This window comes from Aminobacter aminovorans (assembly GCF_900445235.1).
Lineage (GTDB): Bacteria > Pseudomonadota > Alphaproteobacteria > Rhizobiales > Rhizobiaceae > Aminobacter > Aminobacter aminovorans.
This window is the reverse complement of sequence record NZ_UFSM01000001.1, coordinates 4,529,340-4,550,828: the sequence shown is the minus strand read 5'-3', so window position 1 is coordinate 4,550,828 and position 21,489 is coordinate 4,529,340. Positions and strand designations below refer to the sequence as shown.

The following is a 21,489-nucleotide window of genomic DNA, read 5'->3' as shown; positions in this document are numbered from 1 at the left end:
AGCTTTGCCCGTGACCAACACCATGCCCGCCCACATGCACCCCAGCCGCTCGTTCCAGGGCCTGATCCTAACGCTGCACAACTACTGGGCCGAACACGGTTGCATCATCCTGCAGCCCTACGACATGGAAGTGGGCGCGGGCACGTTCCACCCGGCAACGACGTTGCGGGCGCTCGGACCCAAGCGCTGGAACGCCGCCTATGTACAGCCTTCACGCCGCCCCAAGGACGGCCGCTACGGCGAGAACCCGAACCGGCTGCAGCATTATTACCAGTACCAGGTCATCCTGAAGCCCAACCCGTCCAATCTTCAGGAACTCTATCTCGGCTCGCTCAAGGCGATCGGCATCGATCCGCTTGTCCATGATATCCGCTTCGTCGAGGACGATTGGGAGAGCCCGACGCTGGGCGCCTGGGGCCTCGGCTGGGAGTGCTGGTGCGACGGCATGGAAGTGTCGCAGTTCACCTATTTCCAGCAGGTCTGCGGCATCGAATGCGCGCCCGTCGCCGGCGAGCTGACCTACGGCCTCGAACGCCTGGCGATGTATGTGCAGGGCGTCGACAATGTCTACGACCTCAACTTCAACGGCCTCGAAGGCGACGACAAGGTCAGCTATGGCGATGTCTTCCTGCAGGCCGAGCAGGAATATTCCAGGCACAATTTCGAGCATGCCAATACCGCGATGCTGCTCAAGCATTTCGAGGATGCCGAAGCCGAGTGCAAAGCGCTGCTCGCTGCCGGTGCGCCTGCGGAAGGCGGCAATCTGACCCAGCACAAGATGGTGTTTCCGGCCTATGATCAGTGCATCAAGGCGAGCCACGTCTTCAACCTGCTCGATGCGCGCGGGGTGATCTCGGTCACCGAACGCCAGAGCTATATCCTGCGCGTCCGCAACCTGTCCAAGGCTTGCGGCGAAGCATTTCTGCTAACGGAAGCCGGCGGTTTGGCCGCTTGAAGGGCTCACCTTCCCTTTGTCGGGGGAGGTCGCCGTGAAGCGGCCATCAGGCAGCAGCCAGTTCCAGCCCCTCCGGAAGGCGGGGCTGCAGCGTTTCGCCATTGATCGTCTGCAACGCCTTGCGCACGCCAGGCATTCTGAATTCGGCCGGAGCCGCCACATGCATGGCGAGCAGGGCGCTGAGGCTGAGGATCTGGAACAGGGCGGAGGCGGTTTTCATCGTCGTTCGGCCAATAGGTGTCTGTCTGAGCGTGGGTCGCTCCAGCGCAGCATCCGGTTCATGGAAATCTTCGTCCCTAGGACGATTGTCCCGGCGACGGTCCGACGGCTCGACGGAATTTTACCGATGGCGTTCGGGAAGGTGACAGCGGGCGGCTGAGTTGCTATGCCGCGCTGACCATTTCCGCGTGAGCCCGTCCGATGCCCGATCTGCTTTTAGAGTTGCGTTCCGAAGAAATCCCCGCGCGCATGCAGCGCAAGGCGGCGGGCGACCTCAGGAAGATGCTGACCGACGGTCTTGTCGAGGCGGGTCTGACCTATGAGGCGGCACGCGAATACTGGACGCCGCGCCGGCTGACGCTCGACATCAGGGGGCTGACCGCCCGCTCCAAGGATATACACGAGGACCGCAAGGGCCCGAGCACTAAGGCGCCCGAGGCAGCGATCCAGGGCTTCCTGCGCAGCGCCGGCCTGGCATCGATTGCCGAGGCGCATGTCCACAGCGATCCCAAGAAGGGCGATTTCTACGTCGCCCATATTTCGAAGCCCGGCCGTTCGGCGGAGGAGATCATCGCCGAGTTGGTGCCGGCGATCGTCAAGAGCTTCCCCTGGCCCAAGTCGATGCGCTGGGGCCCGGCTTCGGCCAAGCCCGGCAGCCTGCGCTGGGTGCGCCCGCTGCAGTCGATCGTCTGCACCTTTGGACCTGAAACCGAAGAGCCCGTGGTTGTCGACTTCGAGGTCGACGGCATCCGCTCCGGCAACGTTACCTTTGGCCACCGCTTCCATGCGCCCGAGGCTATCACAGTGCGCCGCTTCGACGATTATGCCGCGAAGCTCGAAGCGGCCAAGGTCGTCATCGACGCCGAGCGGCGCAAGGAGATGATCTCCGCCGACGCGCGCAACCTCGCCTTCGCCAATGGCCTCGAGCTCGTCGAGGACGAAGGGCTGCTCGAAGAGGTTTCCGGCCTGGTCGAATGGCCGGTGGTGCTGATGGGCACGTTCGAGGACACCTTCCTCGGCATCCCGGCCGAAGTCATCCGGCTGACCATCCGCGCCAACCAGAAGTGCTTCGTCACGCGGCCGCAGGGCAGCGAGGATGCGCTCTCCAACCACTTCATCCTGACCTCGAACATCGAGGCCAAGGATGGCGGCAAGGAGATCGCCCATGGCAATGGCAAGGTGGTGCGCGCGCGCCTTTCGGATGCGCTCTACTTCTGGAACACCGATCAGGGCGACTTGCCTGACCTCGACACGTTGAAGCAGTCGGCCGAGGGTTTCGGGCTCGACCTCAAGAAGCCGCTCGACCAGCGTATGGCCCGCCTCGATCATCTCGGCGTGACCTTCCATGCCAAGCTCGGAACGCAAGGACAGCGCGTCCAGCGTATCCGCGGGCTCGCCCGCGAGATCGCGCCGCTTGTCGGCGCCGAGCCGAAACTGGCCGACCGCGCCGCAGTGCTCGCCAAGGCCGATCTGCAGACCGAGGTCGTCGGCGAGTTCCCCGAACTGCAAGGCGCCATGGGCCGCAAATATGCGCTGCTGCAGGGCGAGAGCCCGTCGGTGGCGGCCGCGCTCGAGGAGCACTACAAGCCGCAGGGGCCGTCCGACCGCGTACCCGCCGACCCGGTTTCGGTGTCGGTGGCGCTTGCCGACAAGCTCGACACGCTTGTCGGCTTCTGGACCATCGACGAGAAGCCGACGGGGTCGAAGGACCCCTATGCGCTTCGCCGTGCCGCACTCGGCATCGTCAGGATCATCTTGTCGGCGCGCGGCCGCCTGCCGCTGCAGACGCTGTTCGATGCAGCCTTGCGGCAGTTGGAGGAAGCCTCCGTCCAGCGTCGGCTTGCCGCCTTCGAAGCGTCGCAGGCAGCGATCGACAGCGGTGATGTCGACGGCGAGCAGGACGTCGACAATGCGCTGGCCGCCTATGAGGCCGAGCTGCGCAAGGAAACGATCGACCGCGCCGCTCCGCTCAAGGCTGACCTGATCGCCTTCTTCCATGACCGCCTCAAGGTCTATCTGCGCGAACTCGGCGCCCGCCATGACCTGATCGATGCGGTCATCACGCCCGAGGCCGACGATCTTCTGACCATCACCCGTCGCGTTGAAGCACTGGGCAAATTCCTCGACACCGAGGATGGCAAGAATCTGTTGGCCGGCACCAAGCGCGCAGCCAACATACTGGCGGCCGAGGAGAAGAAGGGGACAGCGGTGGCCGATGCCGTCGACCCCGGTCTTTTCCGCGAGGAAGCCGAGAAGGCGCTGTTCGCGCCGGTGAATCAGGCTGTCAACGAAGCCGGCCAAGCGATTCGGAACGAAGACTTTTCCGGCGCCATGCGCGCGCTTAGCGTGCTGCGCGAACCAGTTGATTCATTCTTCGAGAAAGTTCTCGTCAATGATGAGGACGTCGCCGTACGCGCCAACCGCCTGGCGCTGCTCGCGCGCATCCGCGCGGCGACAGATCAGGTCGCAGATTTCTCCAAGATCGCGGGATAGGATGGGGCGGCATAGCGCCGCCCTTTCCATTCAGTCGAGCAGGCGAACCTTGGCGCTCTGGCGGTAGACCTGGACCTCGATCAGCGGCTCGCCGTGGAGGATGGCGTTGCGGGTCGAGTTGCTCATCGCGCCCGGCTTGTTCAGCAACTGCTCGAAGCGCGCGCGCTTTGCGTTGCTGGTGAACCAGTCGTCGATGTCGTCTTCCTCGTCTGTCTGGATGTGCCTGTGCACATTGGCGCGATCCTGACGTACGACCTGGGCGGCGCTGTCGAGGGCATAGCCGTCGCTGGCCTGATGGTCCTTCTCCGAGAGCCGCGCGACATATGTGCCGAGCAACTGATCGGCTTGGGCCACAGCTGTGCCGGAAAGCAGCATGGCCAGGAGCCCAACTGCGATGTCGCGTCCTGCCTTCATGGATCAACCCCTTGCCCGATGTGTCGCCGCGACGGTGCACAACGATGGCGTGATGGTCAAGCCAGGCTATTCGGTTTTGACATGTGTGCTGGCCGGGTCGGTCGCGGTGCCATCGGGCGCAACGGGCAAGGGCGCCTGGTCGCCGGTCGCTGCCTGCTGGGCGGGCACGGCTTCCGCGGCAGCAGGCGCGGCAGCTGACGTTTCAGGCGACGCCGAGCCTACCTCGCCGCTGCGAATGACCATCAACTCGGGACCCATCTCGCGGCTTGTCGGCTTGGTGTCGATGGCCGCGACCTTGCCGGCGTCGAGCGACGGCGCGCCGATCGCGACGATCGACCTGGTGGCCGATTTAGGGGCCTCGACATTGACCGATGACGGGCTGGCCGCAGTGGCTTCGACAATGACGATCGAAGATGCGTGAGCCGAACCGGACATAGCGATGCCGGCAACAAGAAATGCAGCAGACAGGCGCATTTGACCCTCTGAGTTGAATCAACTTCAAGGCGAAATGTAGCAGCAGGGCGGTTGCAACCCGATTTCGAAGATGCCGCGCATTTTAGGCAATGCCGGAAATCTTGGCGGTAGCACACTTGTCGCATGGGGCCGCGCGGAGTAGGGACCGGGCATGCAACAGGAAGCTGAGACGTGGCGGAACTGATCGCAGCCGACAAGGCGATGGATGCGGCACTGGCATTGCTCGAGGCCGGCGAGGTGGTGGCCATTCCAACCGAGACCGTCTATGGCCTGGCAGGTGACGCCACCAATGGCGAGGCCGTCGCCCGCATCTTCGAGGCCAAGGGTCGCCCGCGCTTCAACCCCTTGATCGCCCATGTCGCCGACATGGCCATGGCCGAGCGTATCGGCCTGTTCGACACTCTGTCGCGCAAGCTCGCCGAAGAGTTCTGGCCAGGGCCTTTGACGCTGGTCGTGCCGTTGCGTGCCGGTTCGGGCATCCATCCGCTGGTCACAGCCGGGCTCGACACCATCGCCTTGCGCATGCCCAAGGGTTTCGGCGGAACGTTGATATCGAGGCTCGGGCGGCCACTGGCAGCGCCCAGCGCCAACAGCTCGGGCAAGATCAGCTCGACCAGCGGCGAGGCGGTGGCCAGCGATCTCGGCGCGCGCATCCCGCTCGTCGTTGATGGCGGCGCGACGCCCGTCGGCCTGGAATCGACGATCGTCAAGGTCGAGGATGGCCGTGTGCGGCTGCTGCGCCCCGGCGGTGTTCCGGCTGGTGAAATCGAGCAGGTGGCAGGCGCGCCACTGCTGCGTGGCATGACCGCCGGCATCGAGGCGCCCGGCATGCTCGCCTCGCACTATGCGCCGGGTGCTGCGATGCGGCTCAATGCCGACGCTGTCGGGGCAGGCGAGGCGCTGCTGGGTTTCGGCCCGCACCGAGCCGATGGCTGGCAGCAGGCCAGCGCCTTTCTCAATCTGTCCGAGGCAGGCGACCTGCGCGAGGCCGCGACAAATCTCTTCGCTCATCTTCAGGCGCTCGACCGAAGCGGTGCCGAACTGATCGCCGTCGAGCCGATACCGTTCGACGAACTCGGCGAAGCGATCAACGACAGGCTGGCGCGCGCCGCTGCCCCCCGTGACAATCCTCACGTCTGAAATTAGCTTCCGTCACATGATCCAGAATCTTCCCGGCCTCGATCCCGCGCTTGCCGAGCGCTTCGCTGCCATCGTCGGCGCGCGTTATGCGGTGCGCGCGGAAGGCGACATCGAACCTTATGTGCATGAGCCGCGCGGCCTGTTCACCGGTGCCAGCTCGCTGGTGCTGCGCCCCGCAAACGTCGAGGAGGTGAGCTCGATCATGAAGCTCGCCACCGAAACGGGGACCCCGATCGTGCCGCAGGGCGGCAACACCGGCCTCGTCGGTGGCCAAGTGCCGGACCGTTCGGGCGGCCAGATCGTGCTGTCGCTGTCGCGCCTCAACCGCATCCGCGAGATCGATCCGGTCTCCAACACTGTTATTGCCGAGGCCGGCGTCGTGCTCGACGTGCTGCACAAGGCAGCCGACGAGGTCGACCGGCTCTATCCCTTGTCACTTGCATCGCAGGGTTCCTGCCAGATTGGCGGTAACTTGTCGTCCAATGCCGGCGGCACCGGCGTGGTGGCCTATGGCAATGCGCGCGAGCTGTGTCTTGGCGTCGAGGTGGTGCTGCCGACCGGCGAGGTGCTCGACGATCTGCGCAAGCTGAAGAAGGACAATACCGGATACGACCTCAAGAACCTGTTCGTCGGCGCCGAAGGCACGCTCGGCGTCATTACGGCGGCGGTGCTGAAGCTCTATCCCAAGCCCAAGGGCCGCGAAGTCGCCTGGGTCGGGCTGACGTCGCCAGAGGCCGCGCTCGCCTTGTTCGACCGCGCCCAGGACATGGCCGGCAGCGCGCTGACGGCGTTCGAGCTGATCGGCCATCTGCCGATGGAATTTGCCATGCGCCACATTCCCGATGCGCGGCCGCCGCTGGAAGGCGACTGGCCCTGGCAGGTGCTGATGGAAATCTCCTCGGGCCGCTCAGCCGAGGACGCGCGCACGCTGATTGAAGATGTTCTTTCGGCCGGCTTCGAGGCCGAGCAGGTTGGCGATGCGGCGATTGCTGCAAGCGTTGCTCATGCCAACGAGTTCTGGCGGCTGCGCGAGATGCTGCCGGAAACACAGAAGGTGGAAGGCGCGTCGATCAAGCACGACATCTCGGTGCCGATCGCCAGTATCCCTGCCTTCATCGCACAAGGCGCGGTCGCCGTGGCCAGCGTCTGCCCCGAGGCGCGGGTGGTCTGCTTCGGCCACATGGGCGACGGCAATCTGCACTACAACGTTTCGCAGCCGGTCGGCATGGCGGCTGACGCGTTTCTTGCGCTCTACCGCGACATGAACAAGGCGGTGCACGATGTCGTGCGTTCCATGAACGGCTCGATCTCGGCCGAACATGGCATCGGCCAGCTCAAGCGCGATGAGCTCATTGCCACCGCCCCGCCGATCGCCATCGAGCTGATGCGTCGCATCAAGGCGGCGTTCGATCCTGCCGGCATCATGAACCCCGGCAAGACGATTTGAAGGTCTCTGGTTGTATTCCGATAACCATCGCCGAGATCAGCAAAATTTAACCCAATTTCTTAAGCGGGGCGGTAAGGTCACCCCGCTAGTGTCCTTCCTAACGAGACCGGGAAAACTGGTCCGGAGAGACCGGAAACCGGCTCTCAGGAGATAACAGGAAGGCACATCATGAACACCGGACTGAAGCCAGTCTGGGCGGGACGCAACATGCGCCTCGACCCGTTCCGCTTGCCACAGATGGTCAGCTACGCGACGCGTGACGACCTTGGCGACGTCACCTTCACCATCGATCATCGCGGCGCGGTGATCCGCCGCCTGCTGGCGCTCAGCGGCCTGCCGGCGACGATCGCGCTGCCGGCACGCGCTTTCCGCGGCGTCGCAGCCCGTGCGATGGAAGACGAGGACCTGAACGTCACAGTGACGTTGGAACTGCTGCACAACGATCCGATGCTGTCGGTGCCGCTGCTGGTTGCCGATGATCTCGACGACGTTGCCGCCGACTGGCGCGCCTGGGCCGACTATTACAGCCTGCCGATGCTGCTGATCGAGGCGGATGGCGTGGCCCGCACACTCGAGGAGTCGCTCGGTGCGGCGATCAAGACCCTGCCGGCACAGGACCGCCGGAAGGGCCGCGTCTCCAGGATGCGCAGGCCGCGTTTCCTCGCCCGCCGCAAATCGGGCACGCTCGGTGTCCGCCTCGTCATCGACGGCGAAGAGATCATCGCCCGGGCATGATGCAAATCTAGATCAGCGGCTTCAGCGCCACCCAGGCGCCGCCGCAGATCAGCCCGATGAAGATGATCCAGCCTATTTGGCCGTTCGACCTGAACAGCCTGAGACACTGGTCGGGATTGTCGATGTCGAGCACGGTGATCTGCCTGATCATGTGCGCGCCGGCGGCGACAAGACCGGCGAGTGCCGGCATCGGCACCTGAGCGATGGCAAAGGCCATCGCAAACATCATCAGTGCGCCGGCATAAAGCCCGACGAGCCAGGACTTGGTGTTTTCGCCGAAGAAGCGTGCGGTCGACTTCACGCCGACAAGTGCGTCGTCTTCCTTGTCCTGGTGGGCGTAGATCGTGTCGTAGCCGATCACCCACATGATCGATCCGAAATAGAGCAGCACGGCCGGGCCGTCTATGTCGCCGAACTCGGCGGCCCAGCCCATCAGCGCACCCCAGGAAAAGGCGAGGCCAAGCACGAATTGCGGCCAGTTGGTGATGCGCTTCATGAACGGGTAGATCGCAACGATCGCCAGCGACGAGATGCCGAGCAGAACGGCGAAGCTGTTGAACTGCAACAGCACCACCAGTCCGACAAGTGCCTGAAGCACAAGGAAGATCCAGGCCTGGCGGCGGCTGACCTGGCCGGAGGGCAGGGGACGCGAACGCGTGCGTTCGACCTGGGCGTCGATGCCTTCGTCGACAATGTCGTTATACGTGCAGCCGGCGCCGCGCATCGCCACCGCTCCGATGAGGAACAGCACCAGGAACGAAGGCGAAGGCAGCAGCGACATCAGGCTGTCGCCGGGGCGTGCATAGGCGCTCGCCGCCATCGCCGTCGACCACCAGCATGGCCACAAAAGCAACCACCAGCCGATCGGCCGGTCCCAGCGCGCGAGCTGGGCGTAAGGCCAAAGGCCACGCGGCAAGGCACGGTAGACCCAGTGCCCGCTCGGGGCGTCGGCGACCCGGCCCTGGCCGGCTTTTGATTGGATGGTTTCCATGGCGTTGGAGTGCCAGCGGCGTGGGCAGGCGTCAAGCGGACGATTTGTCCGTGATTGGCCGTGCTGCAGCTTGACCTCGACCGCCTCGGCCACTAGCGGGTGCATCACGTCCAGCATCGGCAAGAGGTCAAGCGCATGAACATCCTGCTTATCGGTTCCGGCGGCCGCGAACACGCGCTGGCCTGGAAACTTGCGGCGTCGCCGATGCTGACCAGGCTTTATGCCGCGCCGGGCAATCCCGGCATTGCCCGGGAAGCCGAACTGGTGGCGGTTGATGTCGCCGACCATGCCGCGGTCGTGGCCTTCTGCAAGGACAAGGCAATCGACCTCGTCGTCGTCGGTCCCGAAGGGCCGCTGGTCGCAGGCATCGGCGACGATTTGCGCGCTTCTGGTATTCGGGTCTTTGGCCCCTCCAGGGTGGCGGCACAGCTCGAGGGATCAAAGGGCTTCACCAAGGATCTTTGTGCCCGCTACGGCATTCCGACGGCTGCCTATGGCCGCTTCGACAATGCCGGTGACGCCCGCGCGTATGTCGAGAAGATGGGCGCGCCGATCGTCATCAAGGCCGACGGCCTCGCCGCCGGCAAGGGCGTTACGGTTGCGATGACGCTGGACGAAGCGTTGGAAGCTGTCGACGCCTGTTTCGAGGGTGCCTTCGGTGGTGCCGGCGCATCTGTCGTGGTGGAAGAATTCATGACCGGCGAGGAGGCGAGCTTCTTCTGTCTTTGCGACGGCAAGACGGCGCTGCCGTTCGGAACCGCGCAGGACCACAAGCGTGTCGGCGACGGCGATGTTGGACCGAACACCGGGGGCATGGGAGCCTATTCGCCGGCGCCCGTCATGACGCCCGAATTGATCGACCGGACGATGCGCGAGATCATCGAACCGACGATGCGCGGCATGGCTGAAATGGGCGCGCCGTTCTCGGGCGTGCTGTTTGCCGGCCTGATGCTCACCGACCAAGGTCCGAAATTGATCGAGTACAACACCCGCTTCGGCGATCCCGAATGCCAGGTGCTGATGATGCGGCTGAAGGAGGACCTTCTCGTTCTGCTCAATGCCGCTGCCGACGGCCAGCTTGCCCATGTCTCGGCGCGCTGGCGCGACGAGGCGGCGCTGACGGTAGTGATGGCGGCCAAGGGCTATCCGGGCACGCCGGAAAAGGGCTCGGTCATCTCGGGCATCGACAAGGCGGAGGCCGCGGGGACCCAGGTCTTCCACGCCGGTACGGCGATCAAAGACGGCAAGATCGTCGCCAATGGCGGGCGCGTGCTGAACGTCACCGCCTCGGGCAGCAACGTCAGCGAAGCGCAGCAGAAAGCCTACGCGGCCGTTGACATGCTCGATTGGCCGGAAGGGTTCTGCCGACGCGACATCGGCTGGCGTGCGGTCGAGCGCGAGCAGCAGAAATAATCGGCTGGACGCCGCGGCGACCGACTAGCGCTCGGCGCGGTCGCTCTCGGTCGAAGCGGTGGCGACCGGATCAAGCTTTGCTGCGTTCTGGCTGGCCACACGCACCAGTTCGTCGCCCTTGAACGCCACGAATTCCGCCATTCCGTTGGCATAGCGGCTGGGTGCCGGCTTGATCGCCGGCAATGCGCCGAGCACGGCCTTGTCCCAGCTCGAGCGCAGCGTCTCGGCAAGCAGGTCGAGCCGCACCGGATAGGCGACCGAGGCATAGGTGATGCGGCTTTCGCCCTTCAGCCCCTCATCCCTGGCGATCGGCAGCGGCACATTGAACATGAAGTCGTCTGTCGTTTCGACAAGCTGGCCGAACGGCCAGACCTGGCGCAGGCCTTCGGCGTCCATCGGCGCGACGTTGACGTCGATGTCGTTGGGGGTGCCAGCGACGCGGTAGGGGCAGCGGCGTTCGCCGCAATTGGCCTGGGCCGAGAACTGCCACAGCGAATAGCGTTGCCAGTTGCCCTTCGGAAAATGGATGCCGATCTCCGGCTTGTAGCGCGCATACCAGAGCGGTAGCCGCGACAGCAGCCGGTAGCGATAGCGGTTGTCGGCGATATAACGCGAGGTCGTGCCGTTGGTGTAGAGGATCGGATAGCGGCCGGTGCGCAGGAAGATGTGGCGCACGAACAGCTCGGCGTCCTCCAGCGACATCCATTTCGCCGGGTCGTTCTCCTCGATGTCGATCGCCATCAAATCGTCGGGGCCGGGCTCCGCGAAATCGAGAAAGTTCTCGGCCTGCTCGATCGGGTTGCCGGGGCGGCCGAGGTGGTAGGCGCCCCATTTCAGGCCGAGCGCCTTGGCGACCACCTTGCGCGTATGGAACAGCTCGCGGGCAACGGCGTGGCGTTTCCAAAGTGCCTTGCACAGCCTGTAGGCGGTTTCGTCGCCTGAGCAGGAATAGGCCGGTGGCAGGCCGTCGGAGGCCTTGTTGATGAAACCGACGATGCGCTTGTCGCCTGCCAGCTTTTGCCAGTCGATGGAATTGTATTCGTAGGCGTCGATGACCAGCGCCCGGTCGGCCTTCTTCCACGGTTCGGAGAAGTCGGAAGCCACGGCCGGCGCGGGGATGTGGCTCAGCCAAGCAGCGGTCAGCGCTGCGAGCGCGAAGCGATGAAATCTAGACGCCAGTCCCCTCAAAAGGCGATCCTCGGTGATCGATATCCGATTGTGGACCGCCATGGTTAAGGAAATGCTGATGCGTCTCCACCGCCTTCAGGTTGAAAGCGAGCGCTTCGGGGGCCAATGACTGCACTATTCGACCGCATCGTGGGAGGATTTGTCCGGCAATGTGCCTTCTGCCCGGCACTATCGGCGTTGGTGTGTGCAAGGCGCACTCAGAAAGCTGACGTTTACGTAAAAAGTCACTTCCCCTTGGCTCGGGAAGGCGGCTAGTGTGCGTGCCGGCGGTGGTGAGGCCGCATGGCAGATCGTCAGGTCGCAGGAGGAAGCGTCATGTACCGCGCCCCAGTGGAAGAGATAGCGTTCGCGCTGAAGCATGTTGCCGGCCTCAAGGCCGCCATCGATGCAGGCACCTTCGGCGACCTTGGCGAGGATCTCGTCGATGCCATCCTTGGTGAGGCCGGGCGCTTCGCCAGCGACGAGGTAGCTCCGCTCTACAAGGTCGGCGACCGCACCGGCGCCAAGCTCCGCGATGGGGCCGTCACCATGCCTCCGGGCTGGAAGGAGCTTTACAGGCACTGGACCGAAGGTGGCTGGAACAGCCTGAACGGCCCGGAGGAGTATGGCGGGCAGGGCCTGCCGACGATGATAGGCGTGGCGACGCTCGAAATGTGGAACTCGGCGTCGATGGCTTTCGGCATCGGACCGACGCTGTCGATGGGCGCGGTCGAGGCGCTGGAAAAGCACGCTTCTGAAGACTTGAAGTCGGCCTATCTGGCGAAGCTCGTCTCCGGCGAGTGGATGGGCACGATGAACCTGACCGAGCCGCAGGCGGGTTCCGATCTCGCCGCATTGCGCACCCGTGCCGAACGGTCGGGCGACGGCACCTACCGCATCTTCGGCCAGAAGATATTCATCACTTATGGCGAGCACGACTTCACCGACAACATCGTCCATCTGGTGCTGGCGCGATTGCCCGATGCGCCGGCCGGCACACGTGGCATCTCGCTGTTTCTTGTGCCGAAATTCCTGCTCAACGAAGACGGCACGCCGGGCGCGCGCAACGACGTGTTCTGCTCGGGCATCGAGGAGAAGCTTGGCATCCACGCCTCTCCGACCTGCACGATGATCTATGGCGACGGTTTCGCCAAGGGCCGCGAACCAGGTGCTGTCGGCTGGCTGATCGGCGAGGAAAACCGCGGGCTCGCCTGCATGTTCACGATGATGAACAATGCCCGCCTGCTGGTCGGCATCCAGGGCGTAGCGGTTGCCGAGACGGCGTTCCAGAAGGCGCTCGCCTATGCCAACGAGCGCCGCCAGGGCAAGGCGTCGTCCTACTCGGGCGAAGGCATGGCACCGATCGTCCATCACCCCGACGTGCAGCGCAATTTGCTGACGATGAAGGCGCTGACCCAGGCCGCACGCGCGATCGCCTATTCCTGCGCCCATGCCATCGACTTGGCGCGCCTGTCGACCGGCGCCGACAAGACCCATTGGCAGTACCGCGCCAATCTGCTGACGCCGCTGGCCAAGGCATTCTCCACCGATGTCGGCGTCGACGTCGCCTCGCTTGGCGTGCAGATCCACGGCGGCATGGGCTTCATCGAGGAGACCGGTGCCGCAGCGCTGCTTCGCGATGCCCGCATCGCCCCGATTTATGAGGGCACCAACGGCATCCAGGCCATCGACCTCGTCACCCGCAAGCTGCCGCTTGGCAATGGCGAGCATGTCTTCGGCTATATCGGCGAACTCGACGGGGTGGCCATTGCTGTCGCTGCGATGAACAGCGAAGCCTATGGCCGCACGGCGCTCATTCTCGAGCAGGCGCTCGACGATCTCCAGAGCGTCACGCGTCATCTGCAGAGGCAACTCGGCGACGGCCGAACGGACGATGTGCTGGCCGGCGCCACGCCTTATCTCAGGCTGTTTTCCTTGGTCGCTGGCGGTGCCTATCTGGCGCGCGCGGCACTCGCCGACGGTGACGAGCAGCGCATCGCGCTGTGCCGGTTCTTTGCCGAAAACCTGCTTGGCGAGACGTCAGCACTCAAGGACCGCATCACGGGCGGCACGGCAAGCCTTGCCGCCGCCGCCAAAGCGCTGATCTCGGCGTAACTTTTCTGGGACGAGGGACTGGACCGACGTGACCGACCACATTCTCATCGAGCGGCAAGGCGCCGTGCAGATCATCCGGATGAACCGTCCGGACAAGAAGAACGCAATCACCCGCGCCATGTATGCCGAGATGGCGGCGGCACTGGTCGAAGGCGACAAAGACGCGGTCGTGCGCTGCCATGTCTTTCTCGGCGTCCCGGGAGCGTTTTCGTCCGGCAACGACCTCGCCGATTTCATGGCGATCGCCACGGGTGGCGAGGGTGGCGGTGAAGTGTGGGATTTCCTGCTCGCATTGGCCAGGGCTGAAAAGCCCGTTGTCTCCGGCGTCGACGGCATTGCGGTTGGCATCGGCACGACGATCAACCTGCATTGCGACCTGACCTTCGCCACGCCGCGCACGATCTTCCGCACGCCGTTCGTCGATCTTGGGCTGGTGCCCGAGGCAGGCTCGAGCCTGATCGCGCCGCAGCTGCTTGGCCTGCAAGGCGCCTTTGCCCTGCTCGGGCTGGGCGAGGGCTTTCCGGCCGAACGCGCCTTGGCTGCCGGCTTGATCTACAAGGTCGTTGCGGAAGACGAGCTGGAGGCGGCGACACTCGCTGCTGCCGGCGAGATTGCGGCCAAGCCGCCGGAAGCGCTGAAGATCGCGCGGGACCTGATGCGCGGCGACCGGACCGAACTCGTCGAGCGCATCAAGGAAGAGGGAGCGCATTTCCGCGCCCGCCTCAAGTCGGATGAAGCCCGCGCCGCACTTGTCGCCTTCATGACGCGCAAGAAGGGCTGAAGGCCGCCTCGGGGAAAAGATGTCGGAACCGGTTGTCACAGCCAGCGCACTTCTGGTGAACGAGAGCGGGCAGGTGCTGTTTGGCCTGCGTGCCGACTGGAAGAAGGCGTGGCCGGGCCACTGGGATGCGATCGGCGGCCGTGTTGAACCTGATGAAACGCCTGACGACGCGATGGGGCGGGAAGTGCACGAGGAAGCAGGCGTCATGCCGACTGAATTCCTGTGGCTGGATTGTGTGCCCGAGCGTCGGCCCGATGTCTATGGCGATGCCTTGCATCACGTCTACGCGGTGACCGCATGGACAGGCGGTGTGCCCGAAAGCGTCTGTGACGAGCATACCGAAATCGGGTGGTTCGCGCCGGAAGAACTGGACGCGCTGACGAACCTCGCCGACATCGACTATGTGCGCCTCGCCGGGGTCGCCACAAGACAGCGGCAAGCGGTCAGCGGCGGCTAGGCGCCGCCGCTACGTGGGTCACGGATAGAGCCGGTCTTTGTCCCAGCCGCCATTGGCAGCGCGGGTGAAGACGACGCGGTCGTGCAGGCGGAAGGGGCGGTCGTGCCAGAATTCGATCTGGCTCGGTACGATGCGGAAACCCGACCAGTACGGCGGACGCGGGATTTCACCGATGACGTGCCGGGCGGTGTATTCGGCGACGGCCTTTTCAAGCGCGAAGCGGCTTTCCAGCGGACGCGACTGCTTCGACGCCCAGGCACCGATGCGGCTGCCGCGCGGGCGCGAGGCGAAATACTCGTCTGCCTCGGTGTCGGTGACGATCTCGACCGGACCGCGCACACGGACCTGGCGACGCAGCGATTTCCAGTGAAAACACATCGCCGCTTTCATGGTCGCAAGGATTTCGCGGCCCTTGGCGCTTTCGAAATTGGTGTAGAAGACGAAGCCATGTTCGTCGAATTCCTTGAGCAGCACCATGCGCACGTCAGGCAGTCCGTCGGTGTCGACGGTGGCCAGCGCCAGTGCCGTCGGATCGTTCGGCTCGCTGGCCGTAGCGTCCTTCAGCCACGAGGCAAAGAGCTGGAAAGGCTCTGCAGCCTCCGTGAAGTCACTGCTTGTTAACTCTGTGTCCGTCATAGCTTTTACTCGACCTGCCATTTACGACCGGGAGAATGCCTATTGTCGCGCTTCGCGCAAGCCTTTGAGGGCCATTGCCTCCCACAATTCGGGTTCCGATCCTTCAAGGTGTTGCTGCTGCTTGGCCTGACGACGATCAGCGCATGCGGCGCCGGTGGCTTCAGCCTCGAAAAGGCGGAAGTCGACCGCAGCCTTGTTACAAGCAAGGTTCCCGACGACGTCAACAGGACCACCGATGCGAATCGACTGTCCGACGAGACGACCATCCGCAACGCGGTATCGTCCGCCGACGTCGACGAGCTGAAAGGCCAGGCGATTCCCTGGGCGAATGCCGAGACGGGCTCGCGCGGCGCGATCACGGCCCTTGTCGAGAGCAAGGAGCGTGGCGTGCTGTGCCGCGCATTCGCCGTTTCGCGCGAGAGCTTCGACGGGGTCAGCCTGTTCAAGGGCGAGGTCTGCGCCGCCGGGTCAGGCACCTGGCAGATGCTGTCTTTCGTGCCTGTCTGACGGTTGCGGCTTTCCGCCTCTGGAATTTCTTCCTAGCCAAGCGCATATAGGAAGGAACAAACCCTTTTCTCTGTTGTGGATTGACGTATGCGCGACCCCTATGAGGTGCTGGGCGTTGCCAAGAACGCCTCGGCCAAGGACATCAAGGCGGCTTACCGCAAGCTCGCCAAGAAGCACCACCCGGACCAGAATCCGGACGATCCGAAGGCGAAGGAACGCTTTGCCGCGGCCAACCAGGCCTATGAGATTCTCGGCGACGAGAAGAAGAAGGCGGCTTTCGACCACGGCGAAATCGACGCCGAGGGCAAGGCGCGCTTCCATGGCTTCGAAGGCGCGGCAGGTGGTGATCCATTTGGTGGATTCCGCCGCCAGCAGGCGGGCCCCGGCGGGTCGCGCTTCGAGTTCCGCTCCGGCGGTCCGGGCGGCGCATCCTTCGATGCCGGCGATATCTTCAGTCAGATTTTCGGCGATTCCTTTGGCCAGCGCGGCCCTGGTGCTGCTCACGGTGCCGGAATGGGCGCTGGCATGGGCGGCGGCCCAGGTGCCCAGCGTGCGCAGCCGGGCGGCGACGTCAATGTCACGCTTGATGTCACCATCGAGGAGGCGGCGACCGCGCCCAAGGTGACGGCGATGTTCCCCGATGGCCGCAAGATGGCGGTGAAACTGCCGGAATATGTCGAGGACGGCCAGACGATCAGGCTCAAGGGCCAGGGCGAGCAGGGCCTTGGCGGTGCCGGCGACGCGCTGGTCAAGATCAGGTTCCGTCGCCATCCACGCTACCGCGTCGAGGGCAGGGACCTGCATGTCGACCTGCCGGTGAGCCTCAAGGAAGCGGTGCTCGGCACCAAGGCCGCGGTGGAAACGCCGACAGGTCGGCTGGCGGTGAAAATTCCCGAGTGGTCGAGTTCGGACAAGGTGCTGCGCCTCAAGGGCCGCGGCCTGCCGGAAAAGGCAGGCGGCCATGGCGACCTATATGCCCATGTCCGCGTCATGCTTCCGGAAGGCGGCGATGCGGCACTTGAGGAATTGCTGCGCAAGTCCCCCGACTGACACAAGGCGGACTGACACAAGGCGACTGACGCAAGGCTTGCGTCATCTTTACAGTCCATGGCCCTGGCTGCGACCAAGGTCGCATGAAAGCTTGAAGGTGCAGGTTGCCTATGCGATAGGCTCTGCAAAACATTCAAAGAATTGGAGTGCGCTCATATGGCGGGTGGACAGGGCCTGATGGCCGGCAAGCGCGGCCTTATTCTCGGCGTCGCCAACAACAGATCGATTGCCTGGGGCATTGCCAAGGCCTGCGCCGACCAGGGCGCCGAGCTTGCCTTCACCTATCAGGGCGATGCCCTGAAGAAGCGCGTCGAGCCGCTGGCCGCCGAAATCGGCGCTCTTGTCTGCGGGCATTGCGACGTCACCGACATGGCGACCATCGATGCCTGCTTCGAGACGCTCGAAAAGAAGTGGGGCAAGCTCGACTTCGTCGTCCATGCCATCGGCTTTTCCGACAAGGACGAACTGACCGGCCGCTATGTCGACACCAGCCATGCCAATTTCCTGCGCACCATGGACATCTCGGTCTATTCCTTCACGGCTGTCGCCCAGCGCGCCGAGAAGCTGATGACCGATGGCGGCTCGATGCTGACCATGACCTACTACGGCGCCGAGAAGGTCATGCCGAACTACAACGTCATGGGCGTTGCCAAGGCAGCGCTCGAGGCGAGCGTGAAATATCTCGCCGTCGACCTCGGCCCCAAGGCGATCCGCGTCAATGCGATCTCGGCTGGCCCGATCAAGACGCTTGCCGCGTCGGGCATCGACGACTTCCGCTACATCCTGAAGTGGAACGAGTACAATGCACCACTGCGCCGCACCGTTTCGATCGAGGAGGTCGGCGATTCCGCGCTCTACTTCCTGTCGCACCTGTCGCGTGGCGTCACCGGCGAAGTGCACCACGTCGATTCCGGCTACCATGTCGTCGGCATGAAGGCCGTCGACGCGCCCGACATCGCCGCCGTGAAGGACTGATCCTTCCCGCGCAGCATCGCATCGCCATGAACCCGCTCCTCTATGTCGTGCGCCATGGTCAGACGCCATGGAACGCCGAGCAGCGTCTACAGGGGCAGGCCGACATCGACATCAATACGGTCGGGCGCGAGCAGGCCGACCGCAACGGCCGACGGCTCGCCGAACTGATCCCCGATCCCGAGAATTTCGATTTCGTCGCAAGCCCGATGCGGCGCACCCGCGAGACGATGGAGCGGGCGCGCGCAGCGATGGGGCTCGATCCCATGGCCTACCGAACAGACCCGCGCCTTGTCGAAGTCAATTTCGGTGACTGGCAGGGTTTTACCTTCGCCGAGCTCGAGGCGCGCGCGCCGGGTGCCAGCACGGCACGCCAACACGACAAGTGGGATTTCGTACCGCCCGGCGAGGATGCCGAGAGTTACCAGATGCTGGCCTGTCGCATCCGTCCATGGCTCGTCGAAACCAGCCGGCCGACGGTCTGCGTTACCCATGGCGGCGTGATGCGCGCGATTTTCCGGCTGGTGGAAGACCTGCCCAAAAACAAAGCCGCGGCCCTGGAGATCCCCCAAGACCGCGTGCTGAGAGTGGAAAGTGGCCGCCTCGACTGGCTGTAAAGCCGGCGGCGCAATCTTTACTGCGGCAGTTCCATGTCGGTGATCAGGTTCTCGCCCTCGACCACGTCATAAGCGAGCAGGATGTCCATGCCCGGCTTGATGTTCTCGACATCGAACTCGCCTGGCAGCTTGTAGGACTTGCCGTTGGAAAGCGTGATGGTGGCCTTGTCCTTGTCGACCGACTTGACCTGACCTTCGGCTTCGGCAGCGAGCGCAGCGCCAGACATCATGAGCACGGCGGCAACGGCGCCAATAAGGGTACGCATTGTCGTCCTCTTTTTTCTGCGCCCCGCAAGGCGAGGCATAAACGTTAACGAGCGGTTGGAAGGAAGCAGAAACCAACCGAATGTGTCAAAACTAAAACTGCAGCGATCACGCTTTGACCACTGTTAATGCAGCCAATTGACCGTGCCGAGCTCATGCCGATGCGCAAATGATGCCCGCCGTTGGAGGGTTCGGGGCCGAAAAGCAATTTTACTTTTCAGGGGCATGCGTTAGAACGCGGCCATATCCGGAAAGGCCCGCCTGCATGTCGCACAACACCTTCGGCCATCTGTTTCGCGTCACCACCTGGGGTGAGAGCCATGGGGCGGCGCTTGGCTGTGTCGTTGACGGCTGCCCGCCCGGCATCCACTTCACGCTGAAGGACATCCAGGACGAGCTCGACAAGCGCAAGCCCGGCCAGTCGCGTTTCGTCACCCAGCGTCGCGAACCCGACGAGGTCAAGGTGCTGTCGGGAGTGATCGCGGACGAGGATGGCGAGACCCTCATTTCGACGGGCACGCCGATTTCGATGCTGATCGAGAATGTCGACCAGCGTTCAAAGGATTATGGCGAGATCGCACGGCAATATCGCCCCGGCCATGCCGACTACGCCTATGACGTCAAATATGGCCTGCGCGACCATCGCGGCGGTGGCCGTTCGTCGGCGCGCGAGACGGCGGCCCGTGTCGCTGCCGGCGCGATTGCCCGCAAGATCGTGCCGGGACTGGTGGTGCGTGGCGCGCTGGTGTCGATGGGCACCAAATCGATCGACCGGGCCAACTGGAACTGGGATTTCATCGGCAGCGCCGAAAATCCGTTCTTCACGCCGGACCCTGCCTCGGTCCAGGTCTTCTCCGACTATCTCGACGGCATCCGCAAGGCTGGATCGTCGGTCGGTGCGGTGATCGAGATCGTCGCGGAGGGCGTGCCGGCAGGCCTTGGTGCGCCGATCTATGCCAAGCTCGACCAGGACATCGCCTCCAACCTGATGTCGATCAACGCCGTCAAGGGCGTCGAGATCGGCAACGGCTTTGAGGCCGCGCGCATAACAGGCGAAGAGAATGCCGACGAGATGCGCATGGGCAATGACGGCACACCGCTGTTCCTGTCCAACAATGCCGGCGGCATTCTGGGCGGCATTTCGACCGGACAGGACGTGATTGCCCGTTTTGCCGTCAAGCCGACCTCCTCGATCCTGACGCCGCGCAAGTCGATCGACAAGGACGGCAAGGACGTCGATGTGATGACCAAGGGCCGCCACGATCCGTGCGTCGGCATCCGTGCCGTGCCGATCGGCGAGGCAATGGTTGCCTGCGCGATCGCCGACCATTTCTTGCGCCACCGCGGACAGACAGGGCGGATCTAGGTGAGTGAGGCAATGCCGCAGCCGGGCAATTCGTTCCGCTGCAAAAAAGCCTACTGCCTTGCTGCCCGAATGGCCTAATCTGCACCAGAACAACCACACGCACCGAGTGACCACGCCATGCCATACGACCAGAAGAAAGTTGTCGAAGCGCTGCGCGCTTTCGAGCGCGGCGAGATCGTGGTCGTCATGGACGATGACGGGCGCGAGAACGAAGGCGACCTGATCGTTGCCGCTGTCCACTGCACGGCGGAGAAAATGGCCTTCATCGTGCGTCACACCTCGGGCATCGTCTGCACGCCGATGCTCAAGGAAGACGCCCGGCGCCTCAACCTGACGCCGATGGTCGCCGACAACGATTCCGCCCACACCACCGCTTTCACTGTCAGCGTCGACTTCAAGCACGGCACCACGACAGGCATCTCGGCCGACGACCGCACGCTTACCGTGCGCAACCTGGCCAATCCCAATGCCGGCGGCGGCGATTTCGTCCGCCCGGGCCACATCTTCCCGCTGATCGCGCGCGAGGGTGGCGTTCTGATGCGTTCGGGCCATACCGAGGCCGCCGTCGACCTGTGCAAGCTCGCCGGCCTGCCGCCGGTCGGCGTGATTTCCGAACTGGTCAATGACGACGGTACCGTCATGCGCGGTCCGCAGGTTGCGTCCTTTGCCGAGAAGAACGGCCTGCAGCAGGTCTCGGTTGCCGACCTCATCGCCTATCGCCAGCGCCAGGAGACGCTGATCGAGCGCGTCAGCACCTTCGACATCGACACCCCGGCCGGCAAGGCCAAGGCCATCACCTACACCCTGCCATGGGACACGATGCACCATCTCGCCATCGTCTTCGGCGACATCCGCGACGGCGAAGAAGTGCCGGTGCGACTGCACACCGAGGATGTGGTGACGGACGTGTTCGGTACCAGCAACAAGCTTGCCGACATCATGAAGACCTTCGGCGAGTGCAAGCGCGGTGTCATCGTCTATCTGCGCGAGGGCTCGGTCGGCGTCTCCAGTCTCGGCCGCAACCGCCCGATTGCCGAGCGCGAAGACCACGAAGAGGCGCGCCGCCGCGAAGACGAATGGCGCCAGATCGGCCTTGGCGCGCAGATCCTCAAGGACCTCGGCATCTCGTCGATCAACCTGGTCGCCTCGCGCGAGCGTCATTACGTCGGTCTCGAGGGCTTTGGCATCTGTATCGCCAAGACCGAAATCCGCTGATTTCGCCGCGCCGGCCGGGCAAAATGCCCCGTCTAGGGGATGGATTGGCTTGTTCCCTGGG

Annotated in this window: 22 protein-coding genes; 15 read left to right on the top strand and 7 right to left on the bottom strand. The window is 64.1% G+C overall.

What is annotated here, in order from left to right; translation table 11 throughout:
• Positions 1-10 precede the first annotated feature (10 nt).
• Positions 11-955, top strand: coding sequence for a glycine--tRNA ligase subunit alpha (locus DY201_RS22420; RefSeq protein WP_115733136.1), 945 nt, complete (start codon positions 11-13; stop codon positions 953-955).
• A gap of 46 nt (positions 956-1,001) precedes the next feature.
• On the opposite strand, the gene DY201_RS29165 is transcribed toward DY201_RS22420, so the two are convergent.
• Positions 1,002-1,175, bottom strand: a complete 174-nt coding sequence (locus DY201_RS29165) for a hypothetical protein (protein ID WP_165915794.1) — start codon at positions 1,173-1,175, stop codon at positions 1,002-1,004.
• Positions 1,176-1,375: 200 nt separating this feature from the next.
• On the opposite strand from DY201_RS29165, the gene glyS reads away from it, so the two are divergent.
• Positions 1,376-3,667 carry a glycine--tRNA ligase subunit beta gene (glyS, locus tag DY201_RS22415; protein ID WP_115733135.1) on the top strand — a complete coding sequence of 764 codons (2,292 nt, stop codon included), beginning with the start codon at positions 1,376-1,378 and terminating at the stop codon, positions 3,665-3,667.
• A 30-nt stretch (positions 3,668-3,697) separates the two neighbouring features.
• Here glyS and DY201_RS22410 read toward each other — a convergent pair whose 3' ends face one another.
• Together DY201_RS22410 and DY201_RS22405 are read right to left on the bottom strand one after the other, a co-directional pair.
• Positions 3,698-4,081 carry a hypothetical protein gene (locus DY201_RS22410; protein ID WP_115733134.1) on the bottom strand — a complete coding sequence of 128 codons (384 nt, stop codon included), beginning with the start codon at positions 4,079-4,081 and terminating at the stop codon, positions 3,698-3,700.
• Positions 4,082-4,147: 66 nt separating this feature from the next.
• Complete coding sequence (locus DY201_RS22405; protein WP_115733133.1) at positions 4,148-4,555, bottom strand: hypothetical protein; 408 nt, start codon at positions 4,553-4,555, stop codon at positions 4,148-4,150.
• A 201-nt stretch (positions 4,556-4,756) separates the two neighbouring features.
• On the opposite strand from DY201_RS22405, the gene DY201_RS22400 reads away from it, so the two are divergent.
• The 3 genes from DY201_RS22400 to DY201_RS22390 all read left to right on the top strand — a co-directional run bounded on the left by DY201_RS22400 (position 4,757) and on the right by DY201_RS22390 (position 7,877).
• Positions 4,757-5,695 carry an L-threonylcarbamoyladenylate synthase gene (locus DY201_RS22400; RefSeq protein WP_115733934.1) on the top strand — a complete coding sequence of 313 codons (939 nt, stop codon included), beginning with the start codon at positions 4,757-4,759 and terminating at the stop codon, positions 5,693-5,695.
• Positions 5,696-5,711: 16 nt separating this feature from the next.
• Positions 5,712-7,142: an FAD-binding oxidoreductase gene (locus DY201_RS22395; RefSeq protein ID WP_115733132.1), complete on the top strand. Its 1,431-nt coding sequence runs from the start codon at positions 5,712-5,714 to the stop codon at positions 7,140-7,142.
• Between the two features lie 168 nt (positions 7,143-7,310).
• On the top strand, positions 7,311-7,877 hold the full coding sequence (locus DY201_RS22390) for a DUF6101 family protein (protein WP_115733131.1): 567 nt from the start codon (positions 7,311-7,313) through the stop codon (positions 7,875-7,877).
• Positions 7,878-7,884: 7 nt separating this feature from the next.
• Here the strand turns inward: DY201_RS22390 and ubiA are convergent, their stop codons facing one another.
• Positions 7,885-8,868, bottom strand: a complete 984-nt coding sequence (ubiA, locus tag DY201_RS22385) for a 4-hydroxybenzoate octaprenyltransferase (protein WP_115733933.1) — start codon at positions 8,866-8,868, stop codon at positions 7,885-7,887.
• 135 nt (positions 8,869-9,003) lie between these two features.
• Between ubiA and purD the strand changes: the two genes are divergently transcribed.
• Positions 9,004-10,281: a phosphoribosylamine--glycine ligase gene (purD, locus tag DY201_RS22380; protein ID WP_115733130.1), complete on the top strand. Its 1,278-nt coding sequence runs from the start codon at positions 9,004-9,006 to the stop codon at positions 10,279-10,281.
• Positions 10,282-10,305: 24 nt separating this feature from the next.
• On the opposite strand, the gene DY201_RS22375 is transcribed toward purD, so the two are convergent.
• On the bottom strand, positions 10,306-11,511 hold the full coding sequence (locus DY201_RS22375) for a glycoside hydrolase family 25 protein (protein ID WP_115733129.1): 1,206 nt from the start codon (positions 11,509-11,511) through the stop codon (positions 10,306-10,308).
• Between the two features lie 273 nt (positions 11,512-11,784).
• On the opposite strand from DY201_RS22375, the gene DY201_RS22370 reads away from it, so the two are divergent.
• The 3 genes from DY201_RS22370 to DY201_RS22360 are packed head-to-tail and all read left to right on the top strand — an operon-like array spanning position 11,785 to position 14,801.
• A complete protein-coding gene (locus DY201_RS22370) occupies positions 11,785-13,563 on the top strand; it encodes an acyl-CoA dehydrogenase family protein (RefSeq protein ID WP_115733128.1) in 1,779 nt (592 codons plus the stop codon).
• A 28-nt stretch (positions 13,564-13,591) separates the two neighbouring features.
• A complete protein-coding gene (locus tag DY201_RS22365; protein WP_115733127.1) occupies positions 13,592-14,344 on the top strand; it encodes a crotonase/enoyl-CoA hydratase family protein in 753 nt (250 codons plus the stop codon).
• 19 nt (positions 14,345-14,363) lie between these two features.
• Positions 14,364-14,801: an NUDIX hydrolase gene (locus DY201_RS22360; RefSeq protein WP_115733126.1), complete on the top strand. Its 438-nt coding sequence runs from the start codon at positions 14,364-14,366 to the stop codon at positions 14,799-14,801.
• Positions 14,802-14,819: 18 nt separating this feature from the next.
• Here the strand turns inward: DY201_RS22360 and pdxH are convergent, their stop codons facing one another.
• The gene (pdxH, locus tag DY201_RS22355; protein WP_115733125.1) at positions 14,820-15,437 is read right to left on the bottom strand and encodes a pyridoxamine 5'-phosphate oxidase; all 618 of its coding nucleotides are present in this window, start codon (positions 15,435-15,437) and stop codon (positions 14,820-14,822) included.
• Positions 15,438-15,545: 108 nt separating this feature from the next.
• Here pdxH and DY201_RS22350 point away from each other — a divergent pair, with 108 nt between their 5' ends.
• From DY201_RS22350 to DY201_RS22335, 4 genes are all read left to right on the top strand, one after another.
• On the top strand, positions 15,546-15,944 hold the full coding sequence (locus DY201_RS22350) for an RT0821/Lpp0805 family surface protein (RefSeq protein WP_245432068.1): 399 nt from the start codon (positions 15,546-15,548) through the stop codon (positions 15,942-15,944).
• A gap of 87 nt (positions 15,945-16,031) precedes the next feature.
• Positions 16,032-16,994 carry a DnaJ C-terminal domain-containing protein gene (locus tag DY201_RS22345; protein WP_115733124.1) on the top strand — a complete coding sequence of 321 codons (963 nt, stop codon included), beginning with the start codon at positions 16,032-16,034 and terminating at the stop codon, positions 16,992-16,994.
• A 156-nt stretch (positions 16,995-17,150) separates the two neighbouring features.
• Positions 17,151-17,969, top strand: a complete 819-nt coding sequence (gene fabI, locus DY201_RS22340; protein WP_115733123.1) for an enoyl-ACP reductase FabI — start codon at positions 17,151-17,153, stop codon at positions 17,967-17,969.
• Between the two features lie 26 nt (positions 17,970-17,995).
• Positions 17,996-18,583, top strand: coding sequence for a histidine phosphatase family protein (locus tag DY201_RS22335; protein ID WP_115733122.1), 588 nt, complete (start codon positions 17,996-17,998; stop codon positions 18,581-18,583).
• 17 nt (positions 18,584-18,600) lie between these two features.
• Here DY201_RS22335 and DY201_RS22330 read toward each other — a convergent pair whose 3' ends face one another.
• Complete coding sequence (locus DY201_RS22330; protein ID WP_115733121.1) at positions 18,601-18,849, bottom strand: DUF1344 domain-containing protein; 249 nt, start codon at positions 18,847-18,849, stop codon at positions 18,601-18,603.
• 263 nt (positions 18,850-19,112) lie between these two features.
• Here DY201_RS22330 and aroC point away from each other — a divergent pair, with 263 nt between their 5' ends.
• Together aroC and ribB are read left to right on the top strand one after the other, a co-directional pair.
• Complete coding sequence (gene aroC / locus DY201_RS22325) at positions 19,113-20,213, top strand: chorismate synthase (RefSeq protein WP_115733120.1); 1,101 nt, start codon at positions 19,113-19,115, stop codon at positions 20,211-20,213.
• Positions 20,214-20,330: 117 nt separating this feature from the next.
• Positions 20,331-21,428, top strand: coding sequence for a 3,4-dihydroxy-2-butanone-4-phosphate synthase (ribB, locus tag DY201_RS22320; protein ID WP_115733119.1), 1,098 nt, complete (start codon positions 20,331-20,333; stop codon positions 21,426-21,428).
• Positions 21,429-21,489 lie beyond the last annotated feature (61 nt).

Bases quoted from the DNA above. Each gene is read 5' to 3' on its own strand.
- DY201_RS29165 (WP_165915794.1), bottom strand. From the start codon at position 1,175: ATGAAAACCGCCTCCGCCCTGTTCCAGATCCTCAGCCTCAGCGCCCTG.
- glyS (WP_115733135.1), top strand. From the start codon at position 1,376: ATGCCCGATCTGCTTTTAGAGTTGCGTTCCGAAGAAATCCCCGCGCGC.
- DY201_RS22410 (WP_115733134.1), bottom strand. From the start codon at position 4,081: ATGAAGGCAGGACGCGACATCGCAGTTGGGCTCCTGGCCATGCTGCTT.
- DY201_RS22405 (WP_115733133.1), bottom strand. From the start codon at position 4,555: ATGCGCCTGTCTGCTGCATTTCTTGTTGCCGGCATCGCTATGTCCGGT.
- DY201_RS22400 (WP_115733934.1), top strand. From the start codon at position 4,757: ATGGATGCGGCACTGGCATTGCTCGAGGCCGGCGAGGTGGTGGCCATT.
- DY201_RS22395 (WP_115733132.1), top strand. From the start codon at position 5,712: ATGATCCAGAATCTTCCCGGCCTCGATCCCGCGCTTGCCGAGCGCTTC.
- DY201_RS22390 (WP_115733131.1), top strand. From the start codon at position 7,311: ATGAACACCGGACTGAAGCCAGTCTGGGCGGGACGCAACATGCGCCTC.
- ubiA (WP_115733933.1), bottom strand. From the start codon at position 8,868: ATGGAAACCATCCAATCAAAAGCCGGCCAGGGCCGGGTCGCCGACGCC.
- purD (WP_115733130.1), top strand. From the start codon at position 9,004: ATGAACATCCTGCTTATCGGTTCCGGCGGCCGCGAACACGCGCTGGCC.
- DY201_RS22375 (WP_115733129.1), bottom strand. From the start codon at position 11,511: ATGGCGGTCCACAATCGGATATCGATCACCGAGGATCGCCTTTTGAGG.
- DY201_RS22370 (WP_115733128.1), top strand. From the start codon at position 11,785: ATGTACCGCGCCCCAGTGGAAGAGATAGCGTTCGCGCTGAAGCATGTT.
- DY201_RS22360 (WP_115733126.1), top strand. From the start codon at position 14,364: ATGTCGGAACCGGTTGTCACAGCCAGCGCACTTCTGGTGAACGAGAGC.
- pdxH (WP_115733125.1), bottom strand. From the start codon at position 15,437: ATGACGGACACAGAGTTAACAAGCAGTGACTTCACGGAGGCTGCAGAG.
- DY201_RS22345 (WP_115733124.1), top strand. From the start codon at position 16,032: ATGCGCGACCCCTATGAGGTGCTGGGCGTTGCCAAGAACGCCTCGGCC.
- fabI (WP_115733123.1), top strand. From the start codon at position 17,151: ATGGCGGGTGGACAGGGCCTGATGGCCGGCAAGCGCGGCCTTATTCTC.
- DY201_RS22335 (WP_115733122.1), top strand. From the start codon at position 17,996: ATGAACCCGCTCCTCTATGTCGTGCGCCATGGTCAGACGCCATGGAAC.
- DY201_RS22330 (WP_115733121.1), bottom strand. From the start codon at position 18,849: ATGCGTACCCTTATTGGCGCCGTTGCCGCCGTGCTCATGATGTCTGGC.
- aroC (WP_115733120.1), top strand. From the start codon at position 19,113: ATGTCGCACAACACCTTCGGCCATCTGTTTCGCGTCACCACCTGGGGT.
- ribB (WP_115733119.1), top strand. From the start codon at position 20,331: ATGCCATACGACCAGAAGAAAGTTGTCGAAGCGCTGCGCGCTTTCGAG.